Here is a 22,359-nt window from a genome sequence, read left to right as displayed (position 1 = left end):
GGGACCAGATATGCCCTGGTAGGGCGACTGGCTCGATTGAGGTTCGGTCATGGCGGTGAACTGTAGTGGACGGTGCCGACAGCGTATTGCTCAGTTGACACACTCATGATCGATGCCTGAATCGTCACGGAATCAGGCGAGAGTCTCGGACTCCTCCATCGACTCCACCGAGGGCAGGAGCGGGGCCAGGGCGGGCAGCTCGTCCAGGGTGTGCATGCCCATTTTTTCGAGGAAGAGGAGGGTGGTTCGGTAGAGGATGGCGCCGGAGTCGGCGTCGGTGCCGGCTTCCTCGATGAGGCCGCGGGTGAGGAGGGTGCGCATGACGCCGTCGCAGTTGACGCCGCGGACGGCGGAGATGCGGGAGCGGCTGACGGGCTGGCGGTAGGCGACGACGGCGAGGGTTTCCAGGGCTGGCTGGCTGAGCTTGGCTTGCTGGCCGTCGAGGACGAACTTCTCCACCAGCGGGGCGCACGCGGTCCGGGTGTAGAACCGCCAGCCGCCCGCGACTTGGCGCAGGTCGAAGCCGCGCTGCTGCTCGGTGTACTCCGCCGCGAGCTCGTGCAGGGTCTGGACCACCTCGTCGCGCGGGCGCTCGGTGATCTGCGCCAGGACGACGTCGACCACCGGCTCCTCGACCACCAGGAGGATCGCCTCCAGGCACTGGCGCAGGGGCGGGAGGGGCGCCATGTCGGTGGAGAGCTGCCAGGTGGCGTCGTCGAGGTGAGCGAGGGCGGGGTCGGCGGGAGTCGAATCGCCAGGAGTGGAATTGCCGGGAGTGGAATCGCCGGGAGTGGATTCGGTACGCGGAGATGGAAGGCGGGACTTGGACTTGCTGCGGGGAGCGGGGAGGCTGGATGCAGGGGCAGGAGATGCTGCGGGTTCGCGCTCGGTGGATTCGGCGGCGGGCGTGGCATCGGCAGAATCAGCAGTCTGACTGCTCGCGCCGGGAGCCTCGGCGGAAGCGGCGGGAACCTCGGCGGCGGGAGCGGAACCGGCCTGCTCGGCGGCGTGGTCTTCCGCGGCGTTCTCTGCGGCCTCGGCGGCCTCGGCGTGGGCGGCGTACTCCGGGCTGTCGTACTCCCAGTCGTCGCTCATTGCTGGTCTCCTGGTTCCCGGTCTTCGTCGAGCGTGTGCTGTGGTTCGGCCTCGTCCTCGGCCTCGTCGTCTTCGGCGGGGGCGCTGCGGTCGAATTCGTCGACGGCGACCTTCAGGTCGCCCTCTTCGGTGCCGGTCCAGCGGACGGTGAGTTCGGCGAAGGCGTCGGATTGGTCGAACATGACGGCTGCTTCGCGGAAGAGTTCCAGGAGGCCGAGGAAGCGGGCGACGATGGTCAGGGTGTCGGGGGCGTCGTCGCAGAGTTTGTCGAAGGAGGCTGTGCGGTACTCGCGCATCTTGGCGATGAGGACTGCTACCTGTTCGCGGACGCTGACGGTGCTGCCGTGGAGGTGGGTGACGTAGACCTCTGGCGGCGTTTTGGGGGTCATCGCCTTGACGGCCAGGGCGGCGAATTGCTCTGGGGTCAGGTTGATGATGACTTCGGGGAGCAGGTCCGCGAAGGAGGGTTCCAGCTTCACCGCACGGGGGAACATGCGGCCCGCGGTGGCGTGGCGGTGGCCGAGTTCGGTGGCGACCTGCTTGTAGGCCTTGTACTGCAGGAGGCGGGCGAACAGGAGGTCGCGTGCTTCCAGCAGGGCCAGGTCGCCTTCGTCCTCGACCTCGGCGGCGGGGAGGAGGCGGGCGGCCTTCAGGTCCAGGAGGGTGGCGGCGATGACCAGGAATTCGGAGGCCTGGTCCAGGTCCCAGGAGTCGCCCATGGCGCGGATGTAGGCGATGAACTCGTCGGTGACCTTGGACAGCGCGAGGGTGGTGACGTCCAGCTTGTGCTTGGCGATCAGGCCCAGGAGGAGGTCGAAGGGACCCTCGAACTGCGGGAGGCTGACCTGGAAGCCGTCGACGCGGGCCGCTGTGTCCTCGGCCGCGCCGGTGGCGGTGGCGGGGTCGGCGGCGACGGCTGCCGCGCCGGCCGCTGCGGCCTCGCCGGCGCCCGCCTCCGCGGCGTCCGCCGGCGGCGGCAAGGCCTGATCGGCTTGATCTACTTCCACACTCACGCTTGCACTCTAGCGGTCACCCGCCGGCGGACAGCCGCTTGACCAGGATGCTGTCCCGCCCGCGCGCGTCGAGGTCGGCCAGCAGCGCGGCGACCGCCTCGCGGACGATGCGCCCCCGGTCCACCGCCAAGCCGTACTCGCCGCGCAGCATGATGCGTGCGTGTTCCAGTCCCAGGAGTTCGTCCGGGGACACGTAGACGGTGATCTTCTCGTCGTGGCGTTCGCGGCCGCTCGGCCGGCGCGGAGCCGTGACCTTGCGGGACTGCGCCGCGGACGGCGACGGCGCCGGTGCCACGGGAGCGGCCTGCGCGGCCGCGGTCGCCTGAACCGGTGCCGGGGCGGAGGCTGACGTGTCCGATCGCGAAGGCATCGACGCGGCTACCGAGGCGGGAGCGGAAGGGGAAACCTGACCACTCTGCTCAGGCGCCGTCGCGGAAGCCTGCACCGCAGCCGCAGCCTCCTCCGCGGAGACTGCCGGCGCCGGAACCGACTTGGCCGGGCCCTTGGACCCGGCGGCGCCGGTCGCGCCCGCCGTGCCGGCCGCGTTCGGCGACGCGGCGGAGCCGTGGCTCCGGTCGCGCGCCGGGCGCTCGACGTCGTCCTCGCGACCGTCGCGACCGTCGCGACCCTCGCGGGCCTCACGCACCTCGCGGCCGTCGCGCACCAGCGTGCCGTTGCCGGCGGTGGTGCGGAACAGCTCGTCAGCCGCGGGCATCCTCACCCGGCGTGGCACCGGACCAGAACCTCCCTCGCCAGCTGGCGGTAGGCGGCGGCGCCCACCGAGGCCGAGGCGTAGGAGGTGATGGGCTCGCCGGCGACGGTGGTCTCCGGGAAGCGGACGGTGCGGCCGATCACGGTGTGGAACACCTGCGGGCCGAAGGCCTGGACCACGCGGGCCAGCACCTCGCGGCCGTGCACGGTGCGGGCGTCGTACATGGTGGCCAGGATGCCGTCCAGCTCCAGCTCGGGGTTCAGCCGCTCGCGGACCTTCTCGATGGTCTCGGTGAGCAGCGCCACGCCGCGCAGCGCGAAGAACTCGCACTCCAGCGGGACGATCACGCTGTGCGCGGCCGTCAGGGCGTTGACCGTGAGCAGGCCCAGGGAGGGCTGGCAGTCGATGATGATGAAGTCGTAGTCGTGCATCACCGGCTTGAGCGTGCGGGCCAGCGCCGACTCCCGGGCCACCTCGGTGACCAGCTGGACCTCGGCGGCCGACAGGTCGATGTTGGACGGCAGCAGGTCCATGCCCGGCGTCACCGTCTTGAGCAGCACGTCCTCGACGTTCACGCCCCGGTGCATCAGCAGGTTGTAGACCGTGCGGTCCAGCTCCATCGGGTTCACGCCCAGGCCCACCGACAGCGCGCCCTGCGGGTCGAAGTCGACCAGCAGCACCTTCTGCCCGTACTCGGCCAGCGCCGCGCCCAGGTTGATGGTCGAGGTGGTCTTGCCGACCCCGCCCTTCTGGTTGCACATCGCGATGATGCGCGCCGGGCCGTGCTCGACGGGCGGGCGGGGCACCGGGAAGCGCGGCATCGGGCGGCCGGTCGGGCCCACCCGCTCGCGGCGCTGCGTGGCCGGGTCCGGCGCCAGGGTGGCGGCGTAATCGGGGTCGGGCTCTATCTCCGCGTCCGGGTCGAACCCGTCCTGGTAGCGGAGTTCGTCCTCGATGATGCCGTAGGGATCGTCGAACTCCACTCCGGCGCGGGTGGCGTCGGAGGTCTTGTCAGTCGTGTTCATCATGTCCTCGGAACGCTGTGGATGACGAGGAGCAGGCGGCATCCCCGTCTGAGACGCCATCGCGCCGGCGGAGCCGCCCGGGGCGGCGGAGGTCGGTGCGACCACCTGGCCGGCGGCAAATGTCGACTCATTCACAAGTCGTTCTACCTCCTTACCGACTTGCCCACTCTCATCGCTGGAGTGACTCTATGGGCACGGTGTCATTACAGCAAGGCAATGAGACACACCCGGGTCGTTTCACCCTGGTTGCGGGCGGAAAACGCGAGATAAATCACCCGAACCGGTATGCCTCGCGGCTATCTGTCATCTCATATCAGGAGGGTAGGTCACGATCGGGTCTCAGTGTCCGCCGAAGCGCCCGCCGAAGCCCGGCGCGACCCCCGCCCCGAACGGTCAGCGTACCGCGATCAGCTGTTCAGGGCCCTGGGATGGCTCGTGGCGTACACCTCACGCAGTCTGTCGACAGTCACCCGGGTGTAGATCTGGGTCGTCGTGGCCGAACTGTGACCCAGCAGCTCCTGCACGGTGCGGATGTCCGCTCCCCCGTCCAGCAGGTGGGTCGCGAAGGAGTGCCGCAAAGTGTGCGGGGAAACCCTGCCTGCGAGCCCTACGCGCTCGGCGACCGCGCCGAGGACCGTCCACGCACCCTGACGCGTCAGCCGACCGCCGCGCGCGTTGAGGAACAGCGCCCCGCCGTTGCCCGATCGGGCCTTGCGCGTCAGCTCCGGACGCAGCCGCACGAGATAGTCGTCGACCGCCCGGCAGGCGTAGGAGCCGACGGGGACGAGGCGCTGCTTGCCGCCCTTGCCGTCCAGGACTACCGTGCGGTCCTCGCGGTCGATGTCGTCCACGTCCAGCGCGACCGCCTCGCTCACGCGGGCGCCGGTGCTGTACAAGAACTCCAGCAGGGCCCTGTCCCGCAGCGCCATGGGTTCGTCGATCTCGGTCGCGGCGAGCAGGCGCTCGATATCGTCCAGCGGCAGTGCCTTGGGCAGCCGCATGGGTACTTGGGGCGGAGCGACGTCATCGCTGACGTCGACACCGACCCAGCCTTCCGCCACGGCGAACCGGTGCAATCCCCGCACTGCGGACATTGTGCGGGCGGCGGACGATGCGGCGCCGTCCTGGAGGCTCGCGAGGAACGCGGAGACGTCCGCGCGATCGATGTCGCTGAAATTTGCACGGTCCCGCGTATCCAAGAAAACCCTGTACCGCGATAGGTCTCTCCGATACGCGGCAAGGGTGTTGGCACTGAGCCCCCGCTCCACGGAGAGGTGCTCCAGATGGGCCTTCACACGGGAATCGAGGTCGTCGGACACGCCGTTCACGCTACCCGGCCGCGCGCCATCAGGTTTCTGATGGGACGGCTGGTGGGGTGCCGTTTCGCTGATGTTTGCTAAGGCCTTTGTCGGCGGGACTTTACTTGTAGGGGGTGTGATGGCGTAAAACAGTCGTTCCGGCATCGTGTCGGGACGTGCGTTCGTCACGCATTCATATATCAGGGGGTTTCGGGCAATGGACTTCAAAACACTTCAAGCCAGACTCGGCCGCAACGGTTCGGCGATCGTCGTCGGCGCGCTGCTGATGTTCATCGACAGCTTCTTCGCCTGGTACGGCCTGAGCGGGGGCAGCTCCTCGGAGCTGAAGGCGCTGGGCGTGCAGACCAGCGTCAGCGCGTGGAGCGCCGGCTTCGGCGCCTGGTTCTCGGTCCTGCTCGTGCTCGCGGTCGCGGCCGTGGCCGTGCTCGGCGCGCTCGGCCGGCTCCCGTTCGCCCCGCTGATGATCGGCTTCCTGGAGTTCTCCGGCGGCGTGCTCGCCGCGCTCGTCGTCCTGCTGCGCTGGATGACCTACCAGACCGCCTCGGGCGCCGGGGCGAGCGTCGGCGCGCTGTGGGGCACCTACGTGGGCGTGATCCTGGCGATCGTCGTCGCGGTCTTCGGCTACCTGGACTTCGTGGCCAAGGGCGGCGACATCAAGAACCTGGGCGCGGTGTTCCAGAACGGGCCGCAGGGCCCGGGCGGACCGCAGGGCCCTCAGGGCCCGTACGACCAGGGTCAGTACAACCAGGGTCCGTACAACCAGGGGTGATCCGCGGTTTCGCGGACAGCGACGAGAAAGGGTCCCGGCTCCGGCCGGGACCCTTTCCGCGTTCGGCGCTTAGGCCAGCACCTCGTCCAGCTTCAGCGACGGCAGGTCGTGCGCCTCGCCGACCTGCGGGTAGGTCAGCTGGCCGTCGTGCGTGTTCAGACCCAGGGCCAGGGCGTGGTCGCGCTGGCACGCTTCCTTCCAGCCGTGGTTGGCGATCTCGACCGCGTACGGGAGCGTGACGTTGGTCAGCGCGTAGGTGGAGGTGTAGGGCACGGCGCCGGGCATGTTGGCGACGCAGTAGAAGACCGAGTCGTGGACCTGGAAGGTCGGCTCGGCGTGCGTGGTCGGGTGCGAGTCCTCGAAGCAGCCGCCCTGGTCGATGGCGATGTCGACGAGCACCGAGCCGGGCTTCATGCGCGAGACCAGTTCGTTGCTGACCAGCTTGGGCGCCTTGGCGCCGGGGACCAGGACCGCGCCGATGACCAGGTCGGCCTCCAGGCACGCCTGCTCGATCTCGAAGGCGTTGGAGGCCAGGGTCTGCAGCGCGCCGAACTGGTCGGCGTCGACCTGGCGCAGCCGGTGGATGCTCTTGTCGAGCAGCTTCACCTGGGCGCCCATGCCCTTGGCGATGACCGCGGCGTTGATGCCGGACACGCCGCCGCCGATGACGACCACGTTCGCGGCCCGCACGCCGGGCACGCCGCCCATCAGCACGCCGCGGCCGCCGTTGGCCTTCTGCAGCGTCGCCGCGCCGACCTGGGCCGCCATCCGGCCGGCCACCTCGGACATCGGGGCGAGCAGCGGCAGGGAGCCGTCGGGCAGCTGCACGGTCTCATAGGCGATGGCGGTGATGCCCGAGTCCAGCAGGGCGTCGGTGCACTCGCGCGAGGCGGCCAGGTGCAGGTAGGTGAACAGGATCTGGTCGCGGCGCATGCGGTGGTACTCCGCCGCGATCGGCTCCTTGACCTTCAGGATCAGGTCGCCGACGGCCCACACCTCGTCGGCGGTGGGCAGGATGGCCGCGCCGGCGGCGACGTACTGCTCGTCGGACAGCGAGGAGCCCGCGCCGGCGTCCTTCTCGACGAAGACCTCGTGGCCGTTGCGGACCAGCTCATGGACCCCGGAGGGGGTGATCGCGACGCGGTACTCGTTGTTCTTGAGTTCGCGGGGAACGCCGACCTTCATGGCGACCAGATCCTTCGTTCGGTGCGGTACGGCGCCGACCTCGCTGTCGGCTCCGGCTGTGCGGTGTGGCTCGCGTGCTGTGTGCTTGTGCCCTTGATGCCGTGTTTGACGCTGTGCGCTTTGCCGGGGAAATGCCAGAGGCACCCGATATATGGAGGAATGCGATCGAGTGACCGACTGGCGCCCTACGCGCTGTGGCGAGTGTATCTCCGCGTGACCGATTGGATCGCTGACAGGATGTCAAGCTGGGAGCCGGAAATCGTACGACGTGATGGGCCACTGGCCTGGCGATCGAAGGTCTCCGAGGTCATCGGCCTGGAGAAGGCAGGCAGAACCCCGCCCTTCCTCGAAGTCTCGAGGAGGGGCGGGGCGGCTGGGGGACGGGGCGCTGTGGGTGTCAGCCCTTCACGCAGACGACCTGCTTCAGCTCGGCGACGATCTCCACCAGGTCCGTCTGCTGCGCCATGACCGACCGGATGTCCTTGTACGCGCCGGGGATCTCGTCGACGACCCCGGGGTCCTTCCGGCACTCGACGCCCTTGGTCTGCTGCTTCAGGTCCTCGACGGTGAACTGCTTGCGCGCCTGGGTACGGCTCATCCGGCGGCCCGCGCCATGCGAGGCGGAGTTGAAGGCCTCGTCGTTGCCCAGCCCGCGCACGATGTAGGAGCCGGTGCCCATGGAGCCGGGGATGATGCCCAGGTCCCCGCCGGCGGCCCGGATCGCCCCCTTGCGGGTGACCAGGACGTCGACGCCGTCGTAGGTCTCCTCCGCCACGTAGTTGTGGTGGCAGGAGATGGCCTTGTCGAAGCCGATCTTCGGGAACTCCTTGCGCATGACCTCCGAGAACAGCCAGAGCATCACCGCACGGTTGCGCCGCGCGTACTCCTGCGCCCAGAACAGATCGCGCCGGTAGGCAGCCATCTGCGGGGTGTCCGCGAGGAAGACCGCGAGGTCCGGGTCGCGCAGGTCCTGGTTCTGCGGAAGCGTGCGCGCCACCTCGATGTGGTGCGCGGCGAGCTGGTTGCCGATGCCCCGGGAGCCGGAGTGCAGCATGAGCCAGACCGTGCCCCGCGCGTCCAGGTTCACCTCGACGAAGTGGTTGCCGCCCCCGAGCGTCCCCATCTGCTCGGACACCCGGCCGCGCTTGCCGCGCGTGACGGACGGTTCGAGCTCGTCGAAGCCCTCCCAGAAGTCGTGCCAGCCCCGCATCGGCTTCTTGGCGCCGGGCTCCTGCACCGCCTCGAGCCGCACGCCCTTGTGGTGCACGCCCCGCCCGACCGGAATCGCCTGCTCGATGCGCGTCCGCAGCTTGCCGAGGTCGTCAGGCAGCTGATCGGCGGACAGGGTGGTCTTGACCGCGGACATCCCGCAGCCGATGTCGACCCCGACCGCCGCCGGGGAGACAGCACCCTCCATCGCGATGACCGAGCCGACCGTCGCCCCGATCCCGAGGTGCACGTCGGGCATCACGGCGACCCCGCGGGTCCAGGGCAGCGCCGCGACGTTGCGGAGCTGCTCCAGCGCCTGCGGCTCCACAGACTCCGGGTCGGCCCACATCCGGATCGGCGAGCTGTGCTCGGTCGATCCGGGAACTGTCGTGTACATGCTTGTGCCCTGCCTCTTTCGTATTCACCGCCGTTGGAAGACGGGAACTATGAGGCCATGGAGAACCGGTTGGGGGCAACAGAATTTGCCGAGATGCATCCGGCGCGAATAGCGATGCATCTCTGGGAACTCATATACGAATCGCCCGCGCTCTAATACCCCCGAGCCCGCGTCAAAGCATGCTCCAGCACCACGATGAGCGACTCGCGCACCGAATCCGCGCTGCGCGCGTCGAACGCCACCACCGGAACCTCCGGCGCGACGTCCAGCGCCGAGCGCACGGCGGGCAGCGAGTGCGACAGCACGCCGTCGAAGGCGTTCACCGCGATCGCGAAGGGGGTCCCGTCGCGCTCGAAGTAGTCCACGGCCGGGAAGCAGTCGTCCAGGCGGCGGGAGTCCACGACCACGAGCGCGCCGAGGGCGCCCATGGTCACGTCCTTCCACATGAACCCGAAGCGGTCCTGGCCCGGGGTGCCGAAGATGTACAGCTTCAGCGTGGGGTCCAGGGTCAGGCAGCCGAAGTCCATCGCCACGGTGGTGGTGGTCTTGCGGGGGGTCATGCTGGTGTCGTCCACGCCGGCGGCGACCTCGGTGATCGCCGCCTCGGTGGTGAGCGGCTCGATCTCGCTCACCGCGCCGATGGCGGTGGTCTTGCCCACGCCGAAGCCGCCGGAGATGACCATCTTCACCGGCTGCGGCGGCCGGGTGGCGGTCGCCGTCGCGGTCGCGTCAGTCATCGCCGGGCCCGCCTGACGTGTGGATTGCGCGGAGGCCATCGATCACCCTTCTCAGAATGTCCAGATCCGAGCTGCCGGCCGCGCGCGGGACGTGGACGGTCAGCAGCCCTCGGGTGTGCAGGTCGCCCACCAGGACGCGGGCCACGTTCAGGTGCAGCCGCAGACGGGCCGCCAGTTCGGCCAGCGACACCGGGACGCGGCAGGTCTCGATGATGGCGCGGCGCTCGAAGGCCAGGTGTGCCTCCTCGAGCTGGGCCAGCGCCTCCGGGGTGGAGACCAGCTGGGTCTCCATCGGCAGCGCCTGTTCCTCGCCCACCACGCGGCCCTCGGTGAGCAGGAACGGGCGCACCGCCGAGACCGGCTCGACGGTGTCGCTGTGCTCCTGCTCGGCGGGGCCCGCCCCGCCCGGCTCGGTCACCCCTGCCCACCGCCCGGTCTGCGCGCGGAGACGCCCATGCCGACGGTGTTCTTCAGCTCGATGATCAGCGCCGGGCTCAGCACCGCGCCGACGCGGTTGGCGAACAGCGTCATCTCGTAGGCGACGTTGGCGAGCTTGGCGTCGGCCGTGGTGACCGCGCCCAGCACCGCCCCGCTGCCGATCCGGGTGATCAGCAGGTAGCCGCCCTCCATGTCGATGATGACCTTGTTCAGCGCGCCCAGGCCGTAGTTGCCGCCGGCGCCGGCGGCCAGGGACGTCATCCCGGACACCACCGCGGCCAGCCGCTCGGAGGACCCCGGGTCCTGAGGGCGCGAGACGGCGATCAGCAGCCCGTCGGAGGAGACCGCGATGGCGTCGACGACGCCGGCCGTCTCGGTGGCGAAGCGGGCGACCATCCACGTGAAGTCCGCGGCGTCGGCAGCGAGCCGCTGTTCTTCGCTCTCCCAAGGGGCGGCACTATTTGAGCCGATCATGGTGTCGTCCTCCTATTGGTCTTCCCCGTCCCGCTCCGGCGTGGTCGGGCCCGCGTGGCGGGCCGACTGCCGGCGGATCGGTATCTGTTCGGCGCTGTCGCGGTTCGCTCGTTCCACTCCCGCTTCGAACTCCTCCAGCGCGTCCCGCACGGCCCGCGCGTCCTGCGGCGGGACCGGTCCGGTCACCGGCGGCATCTGCGTCGTCGGCCAGTCCGGGTGCGAGGGGGGCGTCTTGCGGACCCGGCGGGGCAGGGCTCCGTCGGCGGGTTGCGGGGTGGTGGCGCTCGGCGCGGCGGTGCCGGGCGGCGCGGCCGGCGGGGGCGCGGCGGCGAACCGCGGCGGCTCCGGCGCCGGCTGGTGGGAGGGGATCATTCCAGGCGCTTCCGGAGCGGGTGCCCCGGGCGGCGTCTGGACCGCCGGCGGCCGGCGCACCGGCAGCATCTCGGTCCCCCGGCGCGGCTCGGGCACGGGCTGGTGCGGCAGGTGCTGGCTCTCGCCGCCGGCCAGCGCGCGCCGCCGGCCGAGGCCTTCGGGCGGCACCGGCGCCAGCGGGCCGAGCGAGTACCGGGCTCCGGGGGTGTCGAGGGCACCCGGCTGTCCGAGCGCGTCGAGGCCGTCGAGGCCTGACACCTGGAGCGAGGAGCCGTCCGGCCCGGCGGTCGGCGGTTGGTGGGGCTGGTGGCCCGCCGGCGTCTGGGGCTGGATCGGCTGATACGAGGGCGACGGTGCGAGGGAGGCTGCTGAGGGCGATCCGGCGTGGCCGTCGACGGCGTTCGCCGCGGCGGGGTCGATCGGAGCGGGCTGATACGGCGGGAGCTGGGCTGTTCCGGCTGTTCCGGCTGTTCCCGCTGTCCCGGCCGGTCCGGCGCCGTTTCCGGCAGACGCGGCACCGGGAGCGGCGTACGCGTCGAACTCCGTCGTCGGCGCCGGCAGGCTGAACGCCTCAGCGGGCTGCGTGGCACCGGGAACCCGCCGCGGCAGCCCTTCGGCGCCCGGCGGCAGCGCGGGGGCGGCGGGGGCGGCTGGGGCGACGCGCGGCACGGCCGGCGGCGGCGCGTGCAGCGGCTGCGCCGGGGTCAGCGGCGGCCGTCCCCGCATCTCCAACGATTGAGCGTGCGCCTGCGCCGGGCTCGACGGCAGCGCCGGGACCCCGTTGGCGGCGGGCGCCGAGCCCGCGGCCGGCGTGCCGGTCGCGGCGGCTTCGGCGGCGTCGCCGCGCGGCGCCCGGATCCCGGCCGCCTCGGTCACCGGTCCGGCGAGCAGGAATCCGGGCACGTACACCCGCGCCGTGGTCCCGCCGCCGGTCGTCGGCGACAGCTCCACCGCGGCGCCGGTCCGCACCGAGAGCCGGCCCACCACGAACAGTCCCAGCACCCGCGTCGGCGCCAGGTCCAGGCGCTCGCGGCGCACCAGGCGCGCGTTCTCCTGCGCCATCTGCTCCGGGGACATGCCCATGCCGCGGTCGACGATCTCGATCACGAACCCGCGCGCCGAGAGCCCGACCGCGATCTCCACGCGCTGGCTGGCCGGGGAGAACGACACCGCGTTCTCCACGAGTTCGGCGACCATCAGGGTCATGTCGCCGACCGCCGAGGGCGCGACCATGGCGTCGTCCTCGGCGATCAGCACCACCCGCTGGTAGCCCTCGACACGGCCGACGGCCGAGCGCACCACGTCGGTGAGCCGCATCGGCGCGCCGGAGATGTTCGCCTCGCGCTCGCCGGAGAGCAGGATCAGGCTGTCGGCGCCGCGCTGCAGGCGCACCGCGAGGTGGTCGATGCGGTACAGCCGGTCCAGCAGGACCGGATCGGTCTCGGTGCGCTCGACCTGGTCGATGATCGAGAGCTGGCGTCCGGTGAGGTTGTGGATCCGGTGCCCGACGTTGCCGAACATCTCCGCGGTGTTGCGCCGGATGGTGACCTGCCGCTCCAGCATCAGCAGCGCGGTCTCCTGCACCTTGTTGAACGCCTGCGCCAGGTCGCCGAGCTCGTCGTCGGTCGGCACCGGGATCGCCTCGAACTCCGGCAGGTCGCCGCGCTCGCCGAGGTCCTCGTCGGTGACGCGTTCCAGGTCGGCCGCGGCGGCGCGGGCCACGCGGGTGGCGGCGCCGGTCAGCGCCACGACCGGGCGCACCACCGAGCGCCGGATCAGCCCGGAGAGCACCATCAGCGCGCCGGCGGCGAGCACCCCGACGCCGATCAGCAGGGCGACGGTGATCTCCGCCTGCTGGGCGTTGTCCCGGGCCAGGCCGATGATGCGGTCGGTGATCTGCGCCTCGGCTCCGGCCCGCTGGTTGCTCGCGGTCTCGAAGGCCGTGGTCAGTGTGGTGCGGTCGTTCAGGGTCTGGATGTCCTGCAGGTTGACCTGGGTGTCGCCGTTGACGCCGCGGACCGGGTCGAAGGCCTTGCCGTACATCACCTCGGCCTTGTCCTGGTAGCTCCGGAAGATCTCGGCCTGGGCGGAGCTGAGCAGGGAGCTGATGGCCCGGCGGTCGGAGTTCGAGTCGGCTTCCTGCACCAGACTGAACTGCACCTGCGCGACCTGGTCCCAGCGCAGGGAGGAGCCGTACTCCTCGCCGGCGTTGTACTCGGTGGGCCCGGAGGCGAAGGCGGTCAGCGAGGCCTCGCGCTGGCTCTCGGCCATGTCGCCGGAGTACAGCGCGGCCAGTTCCGCCTCCAGCGAGGCCGCCGGGCCGCCGCCGGCCGCGTGCCCGGCGAAGTCCAGGGCCGAGACCATCTGCGAGTCGATGGCGCCGTAGACGGTGTCGACCAGCTGCTGGACGTGGGCCTGCAGCACATAGTTCTGCGACATGCCCTCGCGGGCGGGCAGTTCGCGCACGTAGCTCAGGTCGGAGACGGCGGCCAGCGCGGCGGTCAGGGTCGGCGTCGCGTGCCGGCCGAAGTCCGCGGTGACCTGCGCGACCTGGGTGTCGGTGGTGGCGATCGCGGCGGTGTACTCCGTGGCCTTGTCCGGGTCGCCGCTCATCGCCGCCTGGGCCTTGTCCCGCTCCAGCGAGAGGTCCTGGATCAGCTGGCTGACGGACTTGGACGAGGACAGGAAGTCCGCCGCGGAGTTCCACTGCCCGGCCACGTTGACCTCGTGGACCGCGACCGGGGTCATCAGCGCGGCCATGGCGATCGTGGGCAGCACGACCAGCAGGTCCATGCGGCGCCGGAACGGCAGCCGGCTGCGGACCGCCGGTCTGGTGGTGTTGGCGACGTCGGCGCCCGAGCCCTGCGTCATCTCCGCACCGCCTCCCTTGCCCCGTGCGGTCATTGCTGTTTGATCCGGTTCCAGGCCGCGACCCATTGCGAGTAGGGCACGCAGTCGCGGCCGCTGTCGTCCAAGCAGTGGGCGGTGGGGGTGGTCCAGTAGTGGACGTTGCGCCAGTACGCCTTGTCGTCGGCGTGGTAAGCGGCGCAGAAGCCGACGGCGGCCTTGGCGCAGGCTTGAGCGTTCGCCGGCGCCTCACCGACGTACTGCGCGGTCTCGGCGTTGACGGTGGGCGTCGAGACGTAGGCCAGCCACTTGTAGGCGCAGGTCAGGTCCTTCGCCGTGGAGCTGACCATCCAGGTGTCGGACCAGCCGGTGGTGCCCCCGGACGGGGTGGCGGTGGCGATGTCCTTGTGCCCCGCGCCCTGCAGGCCGTTGACGACCACCTGCCAGCCGGTGCCGATGGTGTCCGCGCCCTTGGTGAAACCGGCCTGCTGGGCGGCGGTGTTCGGCCAGTAGTCGGCGACCGCGGCGCGCTGCTTGGTCAGGACCGCGACGGCGGCGTCGAACTGGGCCTTGTCCAGCGAGTAAGGGTCCTTGATCCCGAGGGCCGGCTGGGACTGCATGAGGTACAGCGCGGCGTCGCCGATGGTGATCGGGGAATCGTAGACCGACACGTGGCCGGCGACCGAGGGGTCGGGGTCGAACACCGCGGCCAGCGAGGTCGGCGGGGTCTTGACCTTGGCGCTGTTGTAGATCAGGACATTGGCGCCGCGGCCCTGCGGGATGCCGTAGGGCACGCCGTTGACCGAGTTCCAGGACTGGTTCGTCAGGTCGGGGTAGATCTGCGGGTAGCTGGGGACTTTGGAGACGTCGACCGGGGCGACGTCCCCGCTGGCTATCAGCCGCAGGCTGGCGTCGCCGGAGGCGGAGACCACGTCGTAGCGGCCGGACTTGACGTCGGCGACCATCTCGTCGGAGCTGCCGGCGCTGTCGGCGTGCACTGTGCAGCCGGACTGCCGCTCGAACGGGACGACCCACTGGCTCTCGGCGTAACCGTCCCAGACCACCATGTACAGGTCGCCCTCGGAGACGGCGCCCGGCTCGGCCATCGGCACCGGCGGAGCCGCGAAGGCTCCGGGCGCGGCCGACCCCGGACCCGACGAGCAGCCCGCGACCAGCGCCACCGCGGCGACCGCGGCGGCCAGGCGCGCCGCGAGGGACCCGTGTCGGTGTCCAGAGGACACCGACCGCATTATCGCCATAGACCGGGGCGCTTTCTGCTCACTCGTCGCTTGTCATGCCAGAGCCTTGCGTAGGGGGACACGGACGGCACGCAACCGTACGCGACGCGCTGCACACTACACGATCGTATGGTCGGTAGAGAATCAGGGAGCGTATGGAAAGGCCTGGGCCCCGCGTCGAATCCGGTCGCGTCGGCGGCGCCCTCTAGGATCAGCGCATGGCGAAGAACCCCGAGCGCCTGATGGTGCTCGACACCCCGACGCTGTACTTCCGCGCCTTCTTCGGCGTGCCGGACACCATCCGCTCGCCGGACGGGATGGTGGTCAACGCGGTGCGGGGCACCGTGGAGTCCGTCAGCTATCTGATCAACACGTACAAGCCGGACCGGCTCGTGGCGTGCTTCGACGCGGACTGGCGCCCGGCGTTCCGCGTGGAGGCCATCCCGTCGTACAAGGCGCACCGGGTACTTGAGGAGGCGCCGGCAGGCGGCGCAGGCGTGGACGTCGAGGAAGTCCCGGACCTGCTGAGCCCGCAGGTCCCGGTGATCGAGGCCGCGCTGGACGCGCTGGGCATCGCCCGCGCCGAAGCACCCGGCTTCGAAGCCGACGACGTCCTGGCGACCCTGGCCGAACGCTGGGACGGCCGCGGCCCGGTGGACGTGGTGACGATGGACCGCGACCTGTACCAGCTGGTCGACGACACCCGAGAGATCCGCGTCCTGAACATCGGCAAGGGCGTGACCAAGCTGGAAGTGGTCACCGATCAGATCCTGCGCGAGAAGTACGGCATCACCGGCGGCGAGTACGCGGACTTCGCAGCCCTGCGCGGCGACCCGAGCGACGGCCTGCCCGGCGTCTCCGGCATCGGCGAGAAGACCGCAGCCGCGCTGATCTCGCAGTACAAGGACCTGGCAGGCGTCCGCGCGGCAGCCGAGGACCCGGCCTCGACGCTCAAGCCGGCGCAGCGCAAGCGCATCGCGGAGGCCGCGGGCTACCTCGACGCGGCGCCGACGGTGGTGCGCGTGGTCCGCGACGCCCCGGTGGTGGAGCACGACGACCGCCTGCCGCGCGAGCCGAAGGACCCGATCATGGCCGCGATGCTGGCGGAGAAGTTCGGGGTGAAGACGGCGGTGGCGCGGCTGACGCGGGTGATGGCGGAGCGGTAGGGGTGGGGCGGATGTCGGCCGCCGACGATGTGGTCGATCGGCGGCGGGGCATTTTGTTAGGGCATAACCGCCCCTTATATACATGTATAACGCTCGCCGCCGACACGTTCGGCATGCCGGTCGGCAGCGAGCGCCGCACGGATCAGCCCGCGGCGAGCGCCATACGGGTCAGCCGGCGGCGGGCGTCGCGCTGGCATTTTGTTAGGGCAGATTTGCCCCTTTTAGTCATGTATAACGCCTGCCGCCGACACATCAGTCGGCGGCGAGCCTCTCCCCCATCACCCGTTCATCATCGAGTAGGCGACCACGCCGCGCCGCAGGCCGTCGATGGCCTCCTGGGCGGCTTCGCGGACGGTGCTCTTCTTGCCGTCGGTGGCTTTCAGTTCGGCGGCGGCGTTGGCTACTTGGCCGAGGAGGTCGATGAGTTGCTTGCACCAGCGGACGAAGTCGCCTGCGGGCATTTCTACGTCCCACAGGACTTCTTCCAGGGCTTTGCCGGAGGCCCAGTGGAAGGCCGGGAGGGCGAAGCCGAGGTCGGGTTCGCGTTGGAACTCGAGGTGGTGGTCGGTTTCCAGGTCCTCGAGTTTGGCCCAGAGGCGGACCATTTCGTCGAGGGTCTTGGGGACGGCGCCGCCGGGGAGGCGGGGTGGGCCCGCGTCGTCGGCTCGGCGGGCTTCGTAGACCAGGGCTGAGACGCAGGCGGCGAGTTCGGGCGGGGTCAGGCCTTCCCACAGGCCCGCGCGGAGGGTTTCGGCGGTCAGGAGGTCCAGTTCGGTGTAGAGCCTGCCGAGGCGCTTGCCGATCGGGGTGACCTGGTCACCGTCGAGGTAGCCGAGTTGTTCCAGGAGGCCGCAGACTCGGTCGAAGACGCGGGCGATGCTGTTGGTGCGGCCTGCGACGCGCTTTTGGAGCTGCTTGGTCTCGCGGTCGAGCTTGTGGAAGCGCTCGGCCCAGCGGGCGTGGTCCTCGCGGTCCTGGCAGCCGTGGCAGGGGTGGGCTCGGATGGCCTTGCGCAGGCGGCTGATCTCCGTGTCGTCGGTCGCCTCGGAGCGGTAGCGGGTCTTGCGGTAGGGCGGGATCTCCTTGTCGCCTGCCTTGTTGCGCAGGGCGGTGGCCAGGTCGCGGCGGGACTGGGGCGACTTGGCGTTGAAGGACTTGGGGACGCGCATGTGGTCCAGCGGTTCGGCCGGGCTGGGGAAGTCCGTCAGCGACAGGCGGACGACCTGGCGGTCGACGGTGAGGACCACCGGGCGCGGGCCGTCGCCGGTGAGCTGCTTCGGGCGGCCGGCGGTCGAGGCCGGTATCCCCGGGTCCAGGACCACGGCCACGCCGGCGCGCTTGCCCGCGGGCACCACGATGATGTCGCCGGGCTGGAGCCTCTCCAGCGACTCCAGCGCGGCGGCACGGCGGTTCGCAGCGCCCTGCCGCGACAGGTCGGCCTCGCGCTCGGAGAGCTGGCGCCGCAGCGTCATGTACTCGTCGAAGTCGCCGAGGTGGCAGGTTATGGCCTCGGAGTAGCCGTCCAGCGCGTCAGTGTTCTTGCGCACCTGGCGGGTCAGCCCGACGACCGCCTGGTCGGCCTGGTACTGCGCGAAGGAGGTCTCCAGCAGGTTGCGCGCACGCTCGGCGCCGAACTGCCCGACCAGGTTGACCGCCATGTTGTAGGACGGCTTGAACGACGAGCGCAGCGGGTACGTCCGCGTGCCGGCCAGCCCGGCCAGCGCCTTGGCGTCCAGGTCGGCGCGCCACAGCACCACCGCGTGGCCCTCGATGTCGATCCCGCGCCGGCCCGCGCGCCCGGTGAGCTGGGTGTACTCCCCGGCGGTCAGGTCGACGTGGTTCTCACCGTTCCACTTGGTCAGCGCCTCCATCACCACGGTGCGCGCCGGCATGTTGATGCCCAGCGCCAGCGTCTCGGTGGCGAACACCGCCTTGACCAGACCTTGGACGAAGAGCTCTTCGACGATCTCCTTGAACGTCGGCAGCATGCCCGCGTGGTGGGCCGCCACGCCGCGCTGCAGACCGTCGAACCAGTCGTGGAAGCCCAGGACGTTGAGATCCTCCGACGGGATCCGCCCGGTGCGCTCCAGCACGTGCGCCTTGACCCGGGCCCGCTCGTCGGCGTTCAGCAGCCTGACACCGCCGTGCAGGAACTGCTGGACCGCCGCGTCGCAGCCGGCCCGGCTGAAGATGAAGGTGATGGCGGGAAGCAGGCCCTCGGTGTCGAGCTTCTCGATCACGTCGACGCGGCTGGGGACCCAGCCGCCGCGGCCGCGCCGCTGGACCCGGCCGCGCTGACCCCGGTTGCCACCGCCGCCGCCACCGCCGCGAGGCCCGCCCCGCTTGTACATGGATTCCGAGCTCTCGCGGTTCAACCGCACCAGCTCGGGGTTGACCCGCAGTTCGCGGGCCGCGGAGATCCCGCCCTGACCGTTGGCGCCGGGCATCGCCTCGCCGTCGGCGCCGTTGGCGAACAGGTCGAACATCCGGCGGCCGGACAGCACGTGCTGCCACAGCGGCACCGGACGGTGCTCCCAGACGATCGACTTGGTGTCGCCGCGCACCGTGCGCAGCCAGCCGGCGAACTCCTCGACGTTGGACACCGTCGCCGAGAGCGCGACCAGGCGCACCGACTCCGGCAGGTGGATGATGACCTCTTCCCAGACCGCGCCGCGGAAGCGGTCGGCGAGGTAGTGGACCTCGTCCATGACGACGTAGCCGAGCCCGGACAGCGTGCCGGAGCCGGCGTAGAGCATGTTGCGCAGCACCTCGGTCGTCATCACGACGATCGGCGCCTCGCCGTTGACCGTGTTGTCGCCGGTCAGCAGGCCGACGTTGGCCGCGCCGTGCCGGGCGACCAGATCGGAGTACTTCTGGTTGGACAGCGCCTTGATCGGCGTGGTGTAGAAGCATTTGACGCCCTGCGCGAGCGCCAGGTGGACGGCGAACTCCCCCACGACGGTCTTGCCCGACCCGGTCGGGGCGGCGACCAGGACGCTGTCCCCGGCCTCCAGCGCGCGGCAGCCCTCGATCTGGAACCCGTCGAGATCGAAGTCGTAGCCGCCCCGGAAGCGCTGGAACTCCGACAGGGCAGGCACATCGGGAGCCCGCGGGGGCTCAGCGGGCGATGACATGCCTCCAGCCTAACCGCAAGCTTGATCGCTGCGCCTCAGGTTTGCCGGGAGGCTCCTTCGGTGCTTTCCTCAGCTCGCGGGAGCGGGCCGGAACACCCTCAACGCGCCGGGAAGGGTGCGCAGGGTGACCGGCAGCGCGCCGATCCGCTCGCCGTCGGCCCAGCAGCTGACGTTCTCGGCGTGCAGCTCGACGTCGGCGGCGTGGTGCACGTTCACCTTGGGGTGGTTGACGTGGCGGCCGGAGAACACCTTGGGGAATATCGTCAGCAGCGTCGGCTTGGAGATCTTGCGGACCGCGGTCAGCTGGAAGCTGCCGTCGTCCATGCGCGCCTCGGGGCAGACCAGCATGCCGCCGCCGTAGGACGGGCCGTTGCCGACCGCGACCAGCATGCACTCGGTGTCCACGCTCTTGCCGTCCAGCACGATCCGGAACCGCGGCGCCTTGAAGCGCGGCAGCTCCAGCAGCATCGCCAGGTCGTAGCGGCGCTTGCCGCGCGGCCAGCTCATCTGGTTGGCGCGGTCGTTGACCTTGGAGTCCAGACCGCAGGCGAGCACTGTGGAGAAGCGGCGGACCACCTCGGCGGAGGTGCCGGTGCCGACGGTCGCCTCGCCGAGGTCGATGCGGCCCTCTTCGCCGGAGGCGATCACGCGCGCCGCGGCCTCGGGGTCCTTCAGCGGGATGCCCAGGCTGCGCGCGGTGTCGTTGCCGGTGCCGGCCGGGATGATGCCGAGCACGCGCTCCGGGTCGCCGGTCAGCAGCCGCAGTCCGGCCGAGACCATGCCGTCGCCGCCGACCACCACGAGGGCCGCGTCGTGGTTCTTCAGCAGGGCGTCGCCGGCCCGCTGCTCGCCCTCGAAGGCGTCGCGGCCGACGATGTCGGTCACCTCGATCCCGGCGGCGCGCAAGGCGGCGACGGCACGCTGGCCGGCTTGGGCGCCCGCGCCCTTGGCGGACGTGGGGTTGATCAGGGCGACGACGTGGTCGGGTCTGGGCACGCGCGAACGTTAGCAGCGCGTGCCCTCCTGCGTCATGGCGCCGTGATCAGCGCGTTATCGCCGGGCGTCACGGCCGGGTGTCAGGTGAGGTCGTCGTAGTCGTCGTCGAAGCCGCGGCGGACCTGCTCGACCGGACGCGCCTGCTCCACCGGGACCGGGCTCAGGTCGAGGTTGGACGCCTCGTCCGGGGTCAGGCCGGCGTTGATGTTGCGCGCGGCGCGGCGCCGGTCGTTCAGGACGGCGATGCCGATGGCCGCGTAGTAGAGCAGACACATCGGGGCGGCCAGGGCGGTCATGCCCAGCGGCTCGCCGGTCGGGACGGCGCCGGCGGCGAAGACGAAGATGGCGAAGGTCACGTAGCGCCAGGACTTCTTCAGGCGCTCGGCGGACAGCACGCCGGCGAAGTTCAGCGCGACGACGATCAGCGGGATCTCGAAGGAGACGCCGAAGATCAGCACCATGCGCAGGAAGAAGTTGATGAAGGTGTCCAGCGGCAGGATGTTGCTGACGCCCTTGGGGGTGAAGCCGAGCAGCACCCGCATGATCGTGGAGAAGATGGTGTAGCACAGGGCGGCGCCGGCGGCGAACAGCGGCACGCCGGCGGCGACGAAGCCCAGGCTGTACTTCTTCTCGTTGCGGTGCAGGCCCGGGGCGATGAACGCCCACAGCTGGTACAGCCACACCGGGGAGGCCAGCAGCATGCCGACCATCAAGGAGACCTTCAGGCTCAGCGCGAGGCCCGCGGTGGGACCGGTGATCGTCACCAGGCCGTTCTTGCACTGCGGGGTCGGCTGGCCGACCCCGTGGACGCTCATGTCGTTGCAGACCGTGTTCTCCAGCAGCTGGATCACCCACTCGTGGACGAACCAGCCCACGATGGCGCCCAGGACGATCCCCACCGAGGCGCGGAACAGCCGGGTGCGCAGTTCGCGGATGTGGTCGCCGAGCGGCATGCGGCCCTCGGGGTCCTTCGGGACCTTCACGATCTTCGACGGCTTGCTCTTGCCCTGGGGCCGGGTCCCGTTCGCGCTGGCCTGTGTGGTCATCGTTTCGGCCGAATCCTTCAGTTCTGGGCTTTGTCGGCGCGCTGGGCGCCGCCGTCGACGATCGTTCCGGGGATCGTTCTGTCCTCGGGCAGCTCCACGTCATCCGCCGCGGCCTGCATCTCGGACTTCATGATCCGCGCGGACTTGCGGACGTTGCGCACCGAGTCCGTCAGCCGGTTGCGCCCGAACAGCGCCCACCCCGCCAGTACGATCAGACCGATCTCGATCAGCCTCATGAACACGGGCCGACCCCCTTCGCTGCGACAGGCCGCGGGCCGGCGGGCGTCACGGATATGAACACGGGCACGATGCGAAGACTAATCGTGCTGGGCCCGTGCACGCATCGCCTTGACGCCCTCCATTTCCTGAACTCCGCGCAATGTCTCACTCGCGTCGTTCAGAACCGAGGTGGTCTTCTTCAGTTCCCGGATCAGCCCCTTGGCCGCGGCGAACACCCGCCAGCCGAACGCGGCGGTGATCACCAGGACGACGACAGCGGTGATCGCGATCAGCAGGACCCAGTACATGCTGGAAACTATAGAGCCTGACCCGGCCCGCGACGCAGGGCGAGGGTGGCCACACCGGCGGATTTCAGGATCGCCGCCAGCTCCGGCCCCGCCGGCCGCCGCACCCGCGCCCCGCACGCGGGGCAGGTGAACAGGTAGCGATTCGCCTCCGCGCCGTCCCCGGTCTCCACAAAACGGAGGTCGGAGACCGCGACGTACTGCGGTCCGCAGTCCGGACACCGAACGCGGAAGTCGGCGGCAGGGGCGGATTCCGGAGGCTGCGGCACCTGCGGCGAGGCCGGGCGGGACGCACCAGGGCTACGGAGGGCGACGGACTCGATACCGATCGCAGCCATCGCATCGGAGAGATCTGCGAGCCCGCCGGTCAGGGCTCGGAGACGGACTCGGGGGTCGGTGTCGGGAGCCGGATGTTCGGACGCTGCGGGTTCGGCGGCTGCCGCGGGTTCGGGGGCTGCGGCGGGTTCGGGGGCTGCGGCGGGTTCGGGGGCTGCGGCGGGTTCGGAGGCTGCGGAAGTTTCGGCGGCGGGAGTTTTGGCAGCGGGAGTGGGAGCCGGCTCGGGTGCGCTCGGAGCTGCGGGCTCGCGGAGCTCGGCGACAGGCGGGACCGAGGCGCCCTGCTCGCGGATCTCAGTGACCGCCGGTGCAGGGCCGGGCACGCGG

At 70.6% G+C, this 22,359-nt stretch carries 20 protein-coding genes; 2 read left to right on the top strand and 18 right to left on the bottom strand.

The genetic code is table 11. The features are described from left to right. Nucleotides 1-132: 132 nt before the first annotated feature. The 5 genes from scpB to xerD all read right to left on the bottom strand — a co-directional run bounded on the left by scpB (nucleotide 133) and on the right by xerD (nucleotide 5,173). Nucleotides 133-1,095: an SMC-Scp complex subunit ScpB gene (gene scpB, locus CACI_RS52285; RefSeq protein ID WP_012786667.1), complete on the bottom strand. Its 963-nt coding sequence runs from the start codon at nucleotides 1,093-1,095 to the stop codon at nucleotides 133-135. Continuing rightward, entirely contained in the window at nucleotides 1,092-2,108 is a 1,017-nt protein-coding gene (locus CACI_RS12230) for a segregation and condensation protein A (RefSeq protein ID WP_012786666.1), read from the bottom strand. The genes scpB and CACI_RS12230 overlap by 4 nt, the downstream gene beginning before the upstream one ends. Before the next feature lie 16 nt (nucleotides 2,109-2,124). Beyond that, nucleotides 2,125-2,823: a hypothetical protein gene (locus CACI_RS12225; protein ID WP_223297521.1), complete on the bottom strand. Its 699-nt coding sequence runs from the start codon at nucleotides 2,821-2,823 to the stop codon at nucleotides 2,125-2,127. A 2-nt stretch (nucleotides 2,824-2,825) separates the two neighbouring features. Continuing rightward, nucleotides 2,826-3,845, bottom strand: coding sequence for a ParA family protein (locus CACI_RS12220; protein ID WP_012786664.1), 1,020 nt, complete (start codon nucleotides 3,843-3,845; stop codon nucleotides 2,826-2,828). Nucleotides 3,846-4,252: 407 nt separating this feature from the next. Beyond that, entirely contained in the window at nucleotides 4,253-5,173 is a 921-nt protein-coding gene (gene xerD / locus CACI_RS12215) for a site-specific tyrosine recombinase XerD (RefSeq protein WP_012786663.1), read from the bottom strand. A gap of 187 nt (nucleotides 5,174-5,360) precedes the next feature. Between xerD and CACI_RS12210 the strand changes: the two genes are divergently transcribed. Then, nucleotides 5,361-5,933: a hypothetical protein gene (locus tag CACI_RS12210; protein ID WP_012786662.1), complete on the top strand. Its 573-nt coding sequence runs from the start codon at nucleotides 5,361-5,363 to the stop codon at nucleotides 5,931-5,933. 69 nt (nucleotides 5,934-6,002) lie between these two features. On the opposite strand, the gene ald is transcribed toward CACI_RS12210, so the two are convergent. The 7 genes from ald to CACI_RS12175 form a co-directional block, all read right to left on the bottom strand. Continuing rightward, on the bottom strand, nucleotides 6,003-7,118 hold the full coding sequence (gene ald, locus CACI_RS12205) for an alanine dehydrogenase (protein ID WP_012786661.1): 1,116 nt from the start codon (nucleotides 7,116-7,118) through the stop codon (nucleotides 6,003-6,005). 397 nt (nucleotides 7,119-7,515) lie between these two features. Further along, on the bottom strand, nucleotides 7,516-8,724 hold the full coding sequence (locus CACI_RS12200) for an RtcB family protein (protein ID WP_012786660.1): 1,209 nt from the start codon (nucleotides 8,722-8,724) through the stop codon (nucleotides 7,516-7,518). Nucleotides 8,725-8,876: 152 nt separating this feature from the next. Further along, nucleotides 8,877-9,461 (bottom strand): GTP-binding protein, encoded by a 585-nt coding sequence (locus tag CACI_RS12195; protein WP_012786659.1) that lies wholly within the window; start codon nucleotides 9,459-9,461, stop codon nucleotides 8,877-8,879. Beyond that, on the bottom strand, nucleotides 9,454-9,879 hold the full coding sequence (locus tag CACI_RS12190) for a DUF742 domain-containing protein (protein WP_012786658.1): 426 nt from the start codon (nucleotides 9,877-9,879) through the stop codon (nucleotides 9,454-9,456). The genes CACI_RS12195 and CACI_RS12190 overlap by 8 nt, the downstream gene beginning before the upstream one ends. After that, entirely contained in the window at nucleotides 9,876-10,373 is a 498-nt protein-coding gene (locus CACI_RS12185) for a roadblock/LC7 domain-containing protein (RefSeq protein ID WP_012786657.1), read from the bottom strand. Before CACI_RS12185 ends, CACI_RS12190 begins: the two co-directional genes overlap by 4 nt. 12 nt (nucleotides 10,374-10,385) lie before the next feature. Then, complete coding sequence (locus tag CACI_RS45435; RefSeq protein WP_012786656.1) at nucleotides 10,386-13,616, bottom strand: HAMP domain-containing sensor histidine kinase; 3,231 nt, start codon at nucleotides 13,614-13,616, stop codon at nucleotides 10,386-10,388. Between the two features lie 29 nt (nucleotides 13,617-13,645). Continuing rightward, on the bottom strand, nucleotides 13,646-14,842 hold the full coding sequence (locus CACI_RS12175) for an ABC transporter substrate-binding protein (RefSeq protein ID WP_143765765.1): 1,197 nt from the start codon (nucleotides 14,840-14,842) through the stop codon (nucleotides 13,646-13,648). A 230-nt stretch (nucleotides 14,843-15,072) separates the two neighbouring features. Between CACI_RS12175 and CACI_RS12170 the strand changes: the two genes are divergently transcribed. Continuing rightward, a complete protein-coding gene (locus CACI_RS12170; RefSeq protein ID WP_041541607.1) occupies nucleotides 15,073-15,996 on the top strand; it encodes a 5'-3' exonuclease in 924 nt (307 codons plus the stop codon). 278 nt (nucleotides 15,997-16,274) lie between these two features. Here the strand turns inward: CACI_RS12170 and CACI_RS12165 are convergent, their stop codons facing one another. The 6 genes from CACI_RS12165 to CACI_RS51095 all read right to left on the bottom strand — a co-directional run bounded on the left by CACI_RS12165 (nucleotide 16,275) and on the right by CACI_RS51095 (nucleotide 22,355). After that, nucleotides 16,275-19,130, bottom strand: a complete 2,856-nt coding sequence (locus CACI_RS12165; RefSeq protein WP_012786653.1) for a DEAD/DEAH box helicase — start codon at nucleotides 19,128-19,130, stop codon at nucleotides 16,275-16,277. 69 nt (nucleotides 19,131-19,199) lie between these two features. Then, nucleotides 19,200-20,126 carry a diacylglycerol kinase gene (locus CACI_RS12160; protein ID WP_012786652.1) on the bottom strand — a complete coding sequence of 309 codons (927 nt, stop codon included), beginning with the start codon at nucleotides 20,124-20,126 and terminating at the stop codon, nucleotides 19,200-19,202. Nucleotides 20,127-20,206: 80 nt separating this feature from the next. Beyond that, complete coding sequence (tatC, locus tag CACI_RS12155) at nucleotides 20,207-21,172, bottom strand: twin-arginine translocase subunit TatC (RefSeq protein ID WP_012786651.1); 966 nt, start codon at nucleotides 21,170-21,172, stop codon at nucleotides 20,207-20,209. A gap of 17 nt (nucleotides 21,173-21,189) precedes the next feature. Then, entirely contained in the window at nucleotides 21,190-21,414 is a 225-nt protein-coding gene (locus CACI_RS12150; protein WP_012786650.1) for a Sec-independent protein translocase family protein, read from the bottom strand. Between the two features lie 75 nt (nucleotides 21,415-21,489). Then, on the bottom strand, nucleotides 21,490-21,699 hold the full coding sequence (locus CACI_RS12145; protein ID WP_012786649.1) for a hypothetical protein: 210 nt from the start codon (nucleotides 21,697-21,699) through the stop codon (nucleotides 21,490-21,492). Between the two features lie 8 nt (nucleotides 21,700-21,707). Then, nucleotides 21,708-22,355 carry a hypothetical protein gene (locus CACI_RS51095; protein WP_190276748.1) on the bottom strand — a complete coding sequence of 216 codons (648 nt, stop codon included), beginning with the start codon at nucleotides 22,353-22,355 and terminating at the stop codon, nucleotides 21,708-21,710. Nucleotides 22,356-22,359 lie beyond the last annotated feature (4 nt).

The sequence above is a fragment of the Catenulispora acidiphila DSM 44928 genome (genome assembly GCF_000024025.1).
Taxonomy (GTDB): domain Bacteria; phylum Actinomycetota; class Actinomycetes; order Streptomycetales; family Catenulisporaceae; genus Catenulispora; species Catenulispora acidiphila.
Note: the sequence above shows the minus strand (reverse complement) of the source record. Positions and strands in the feature narration are given on the sequence as shown.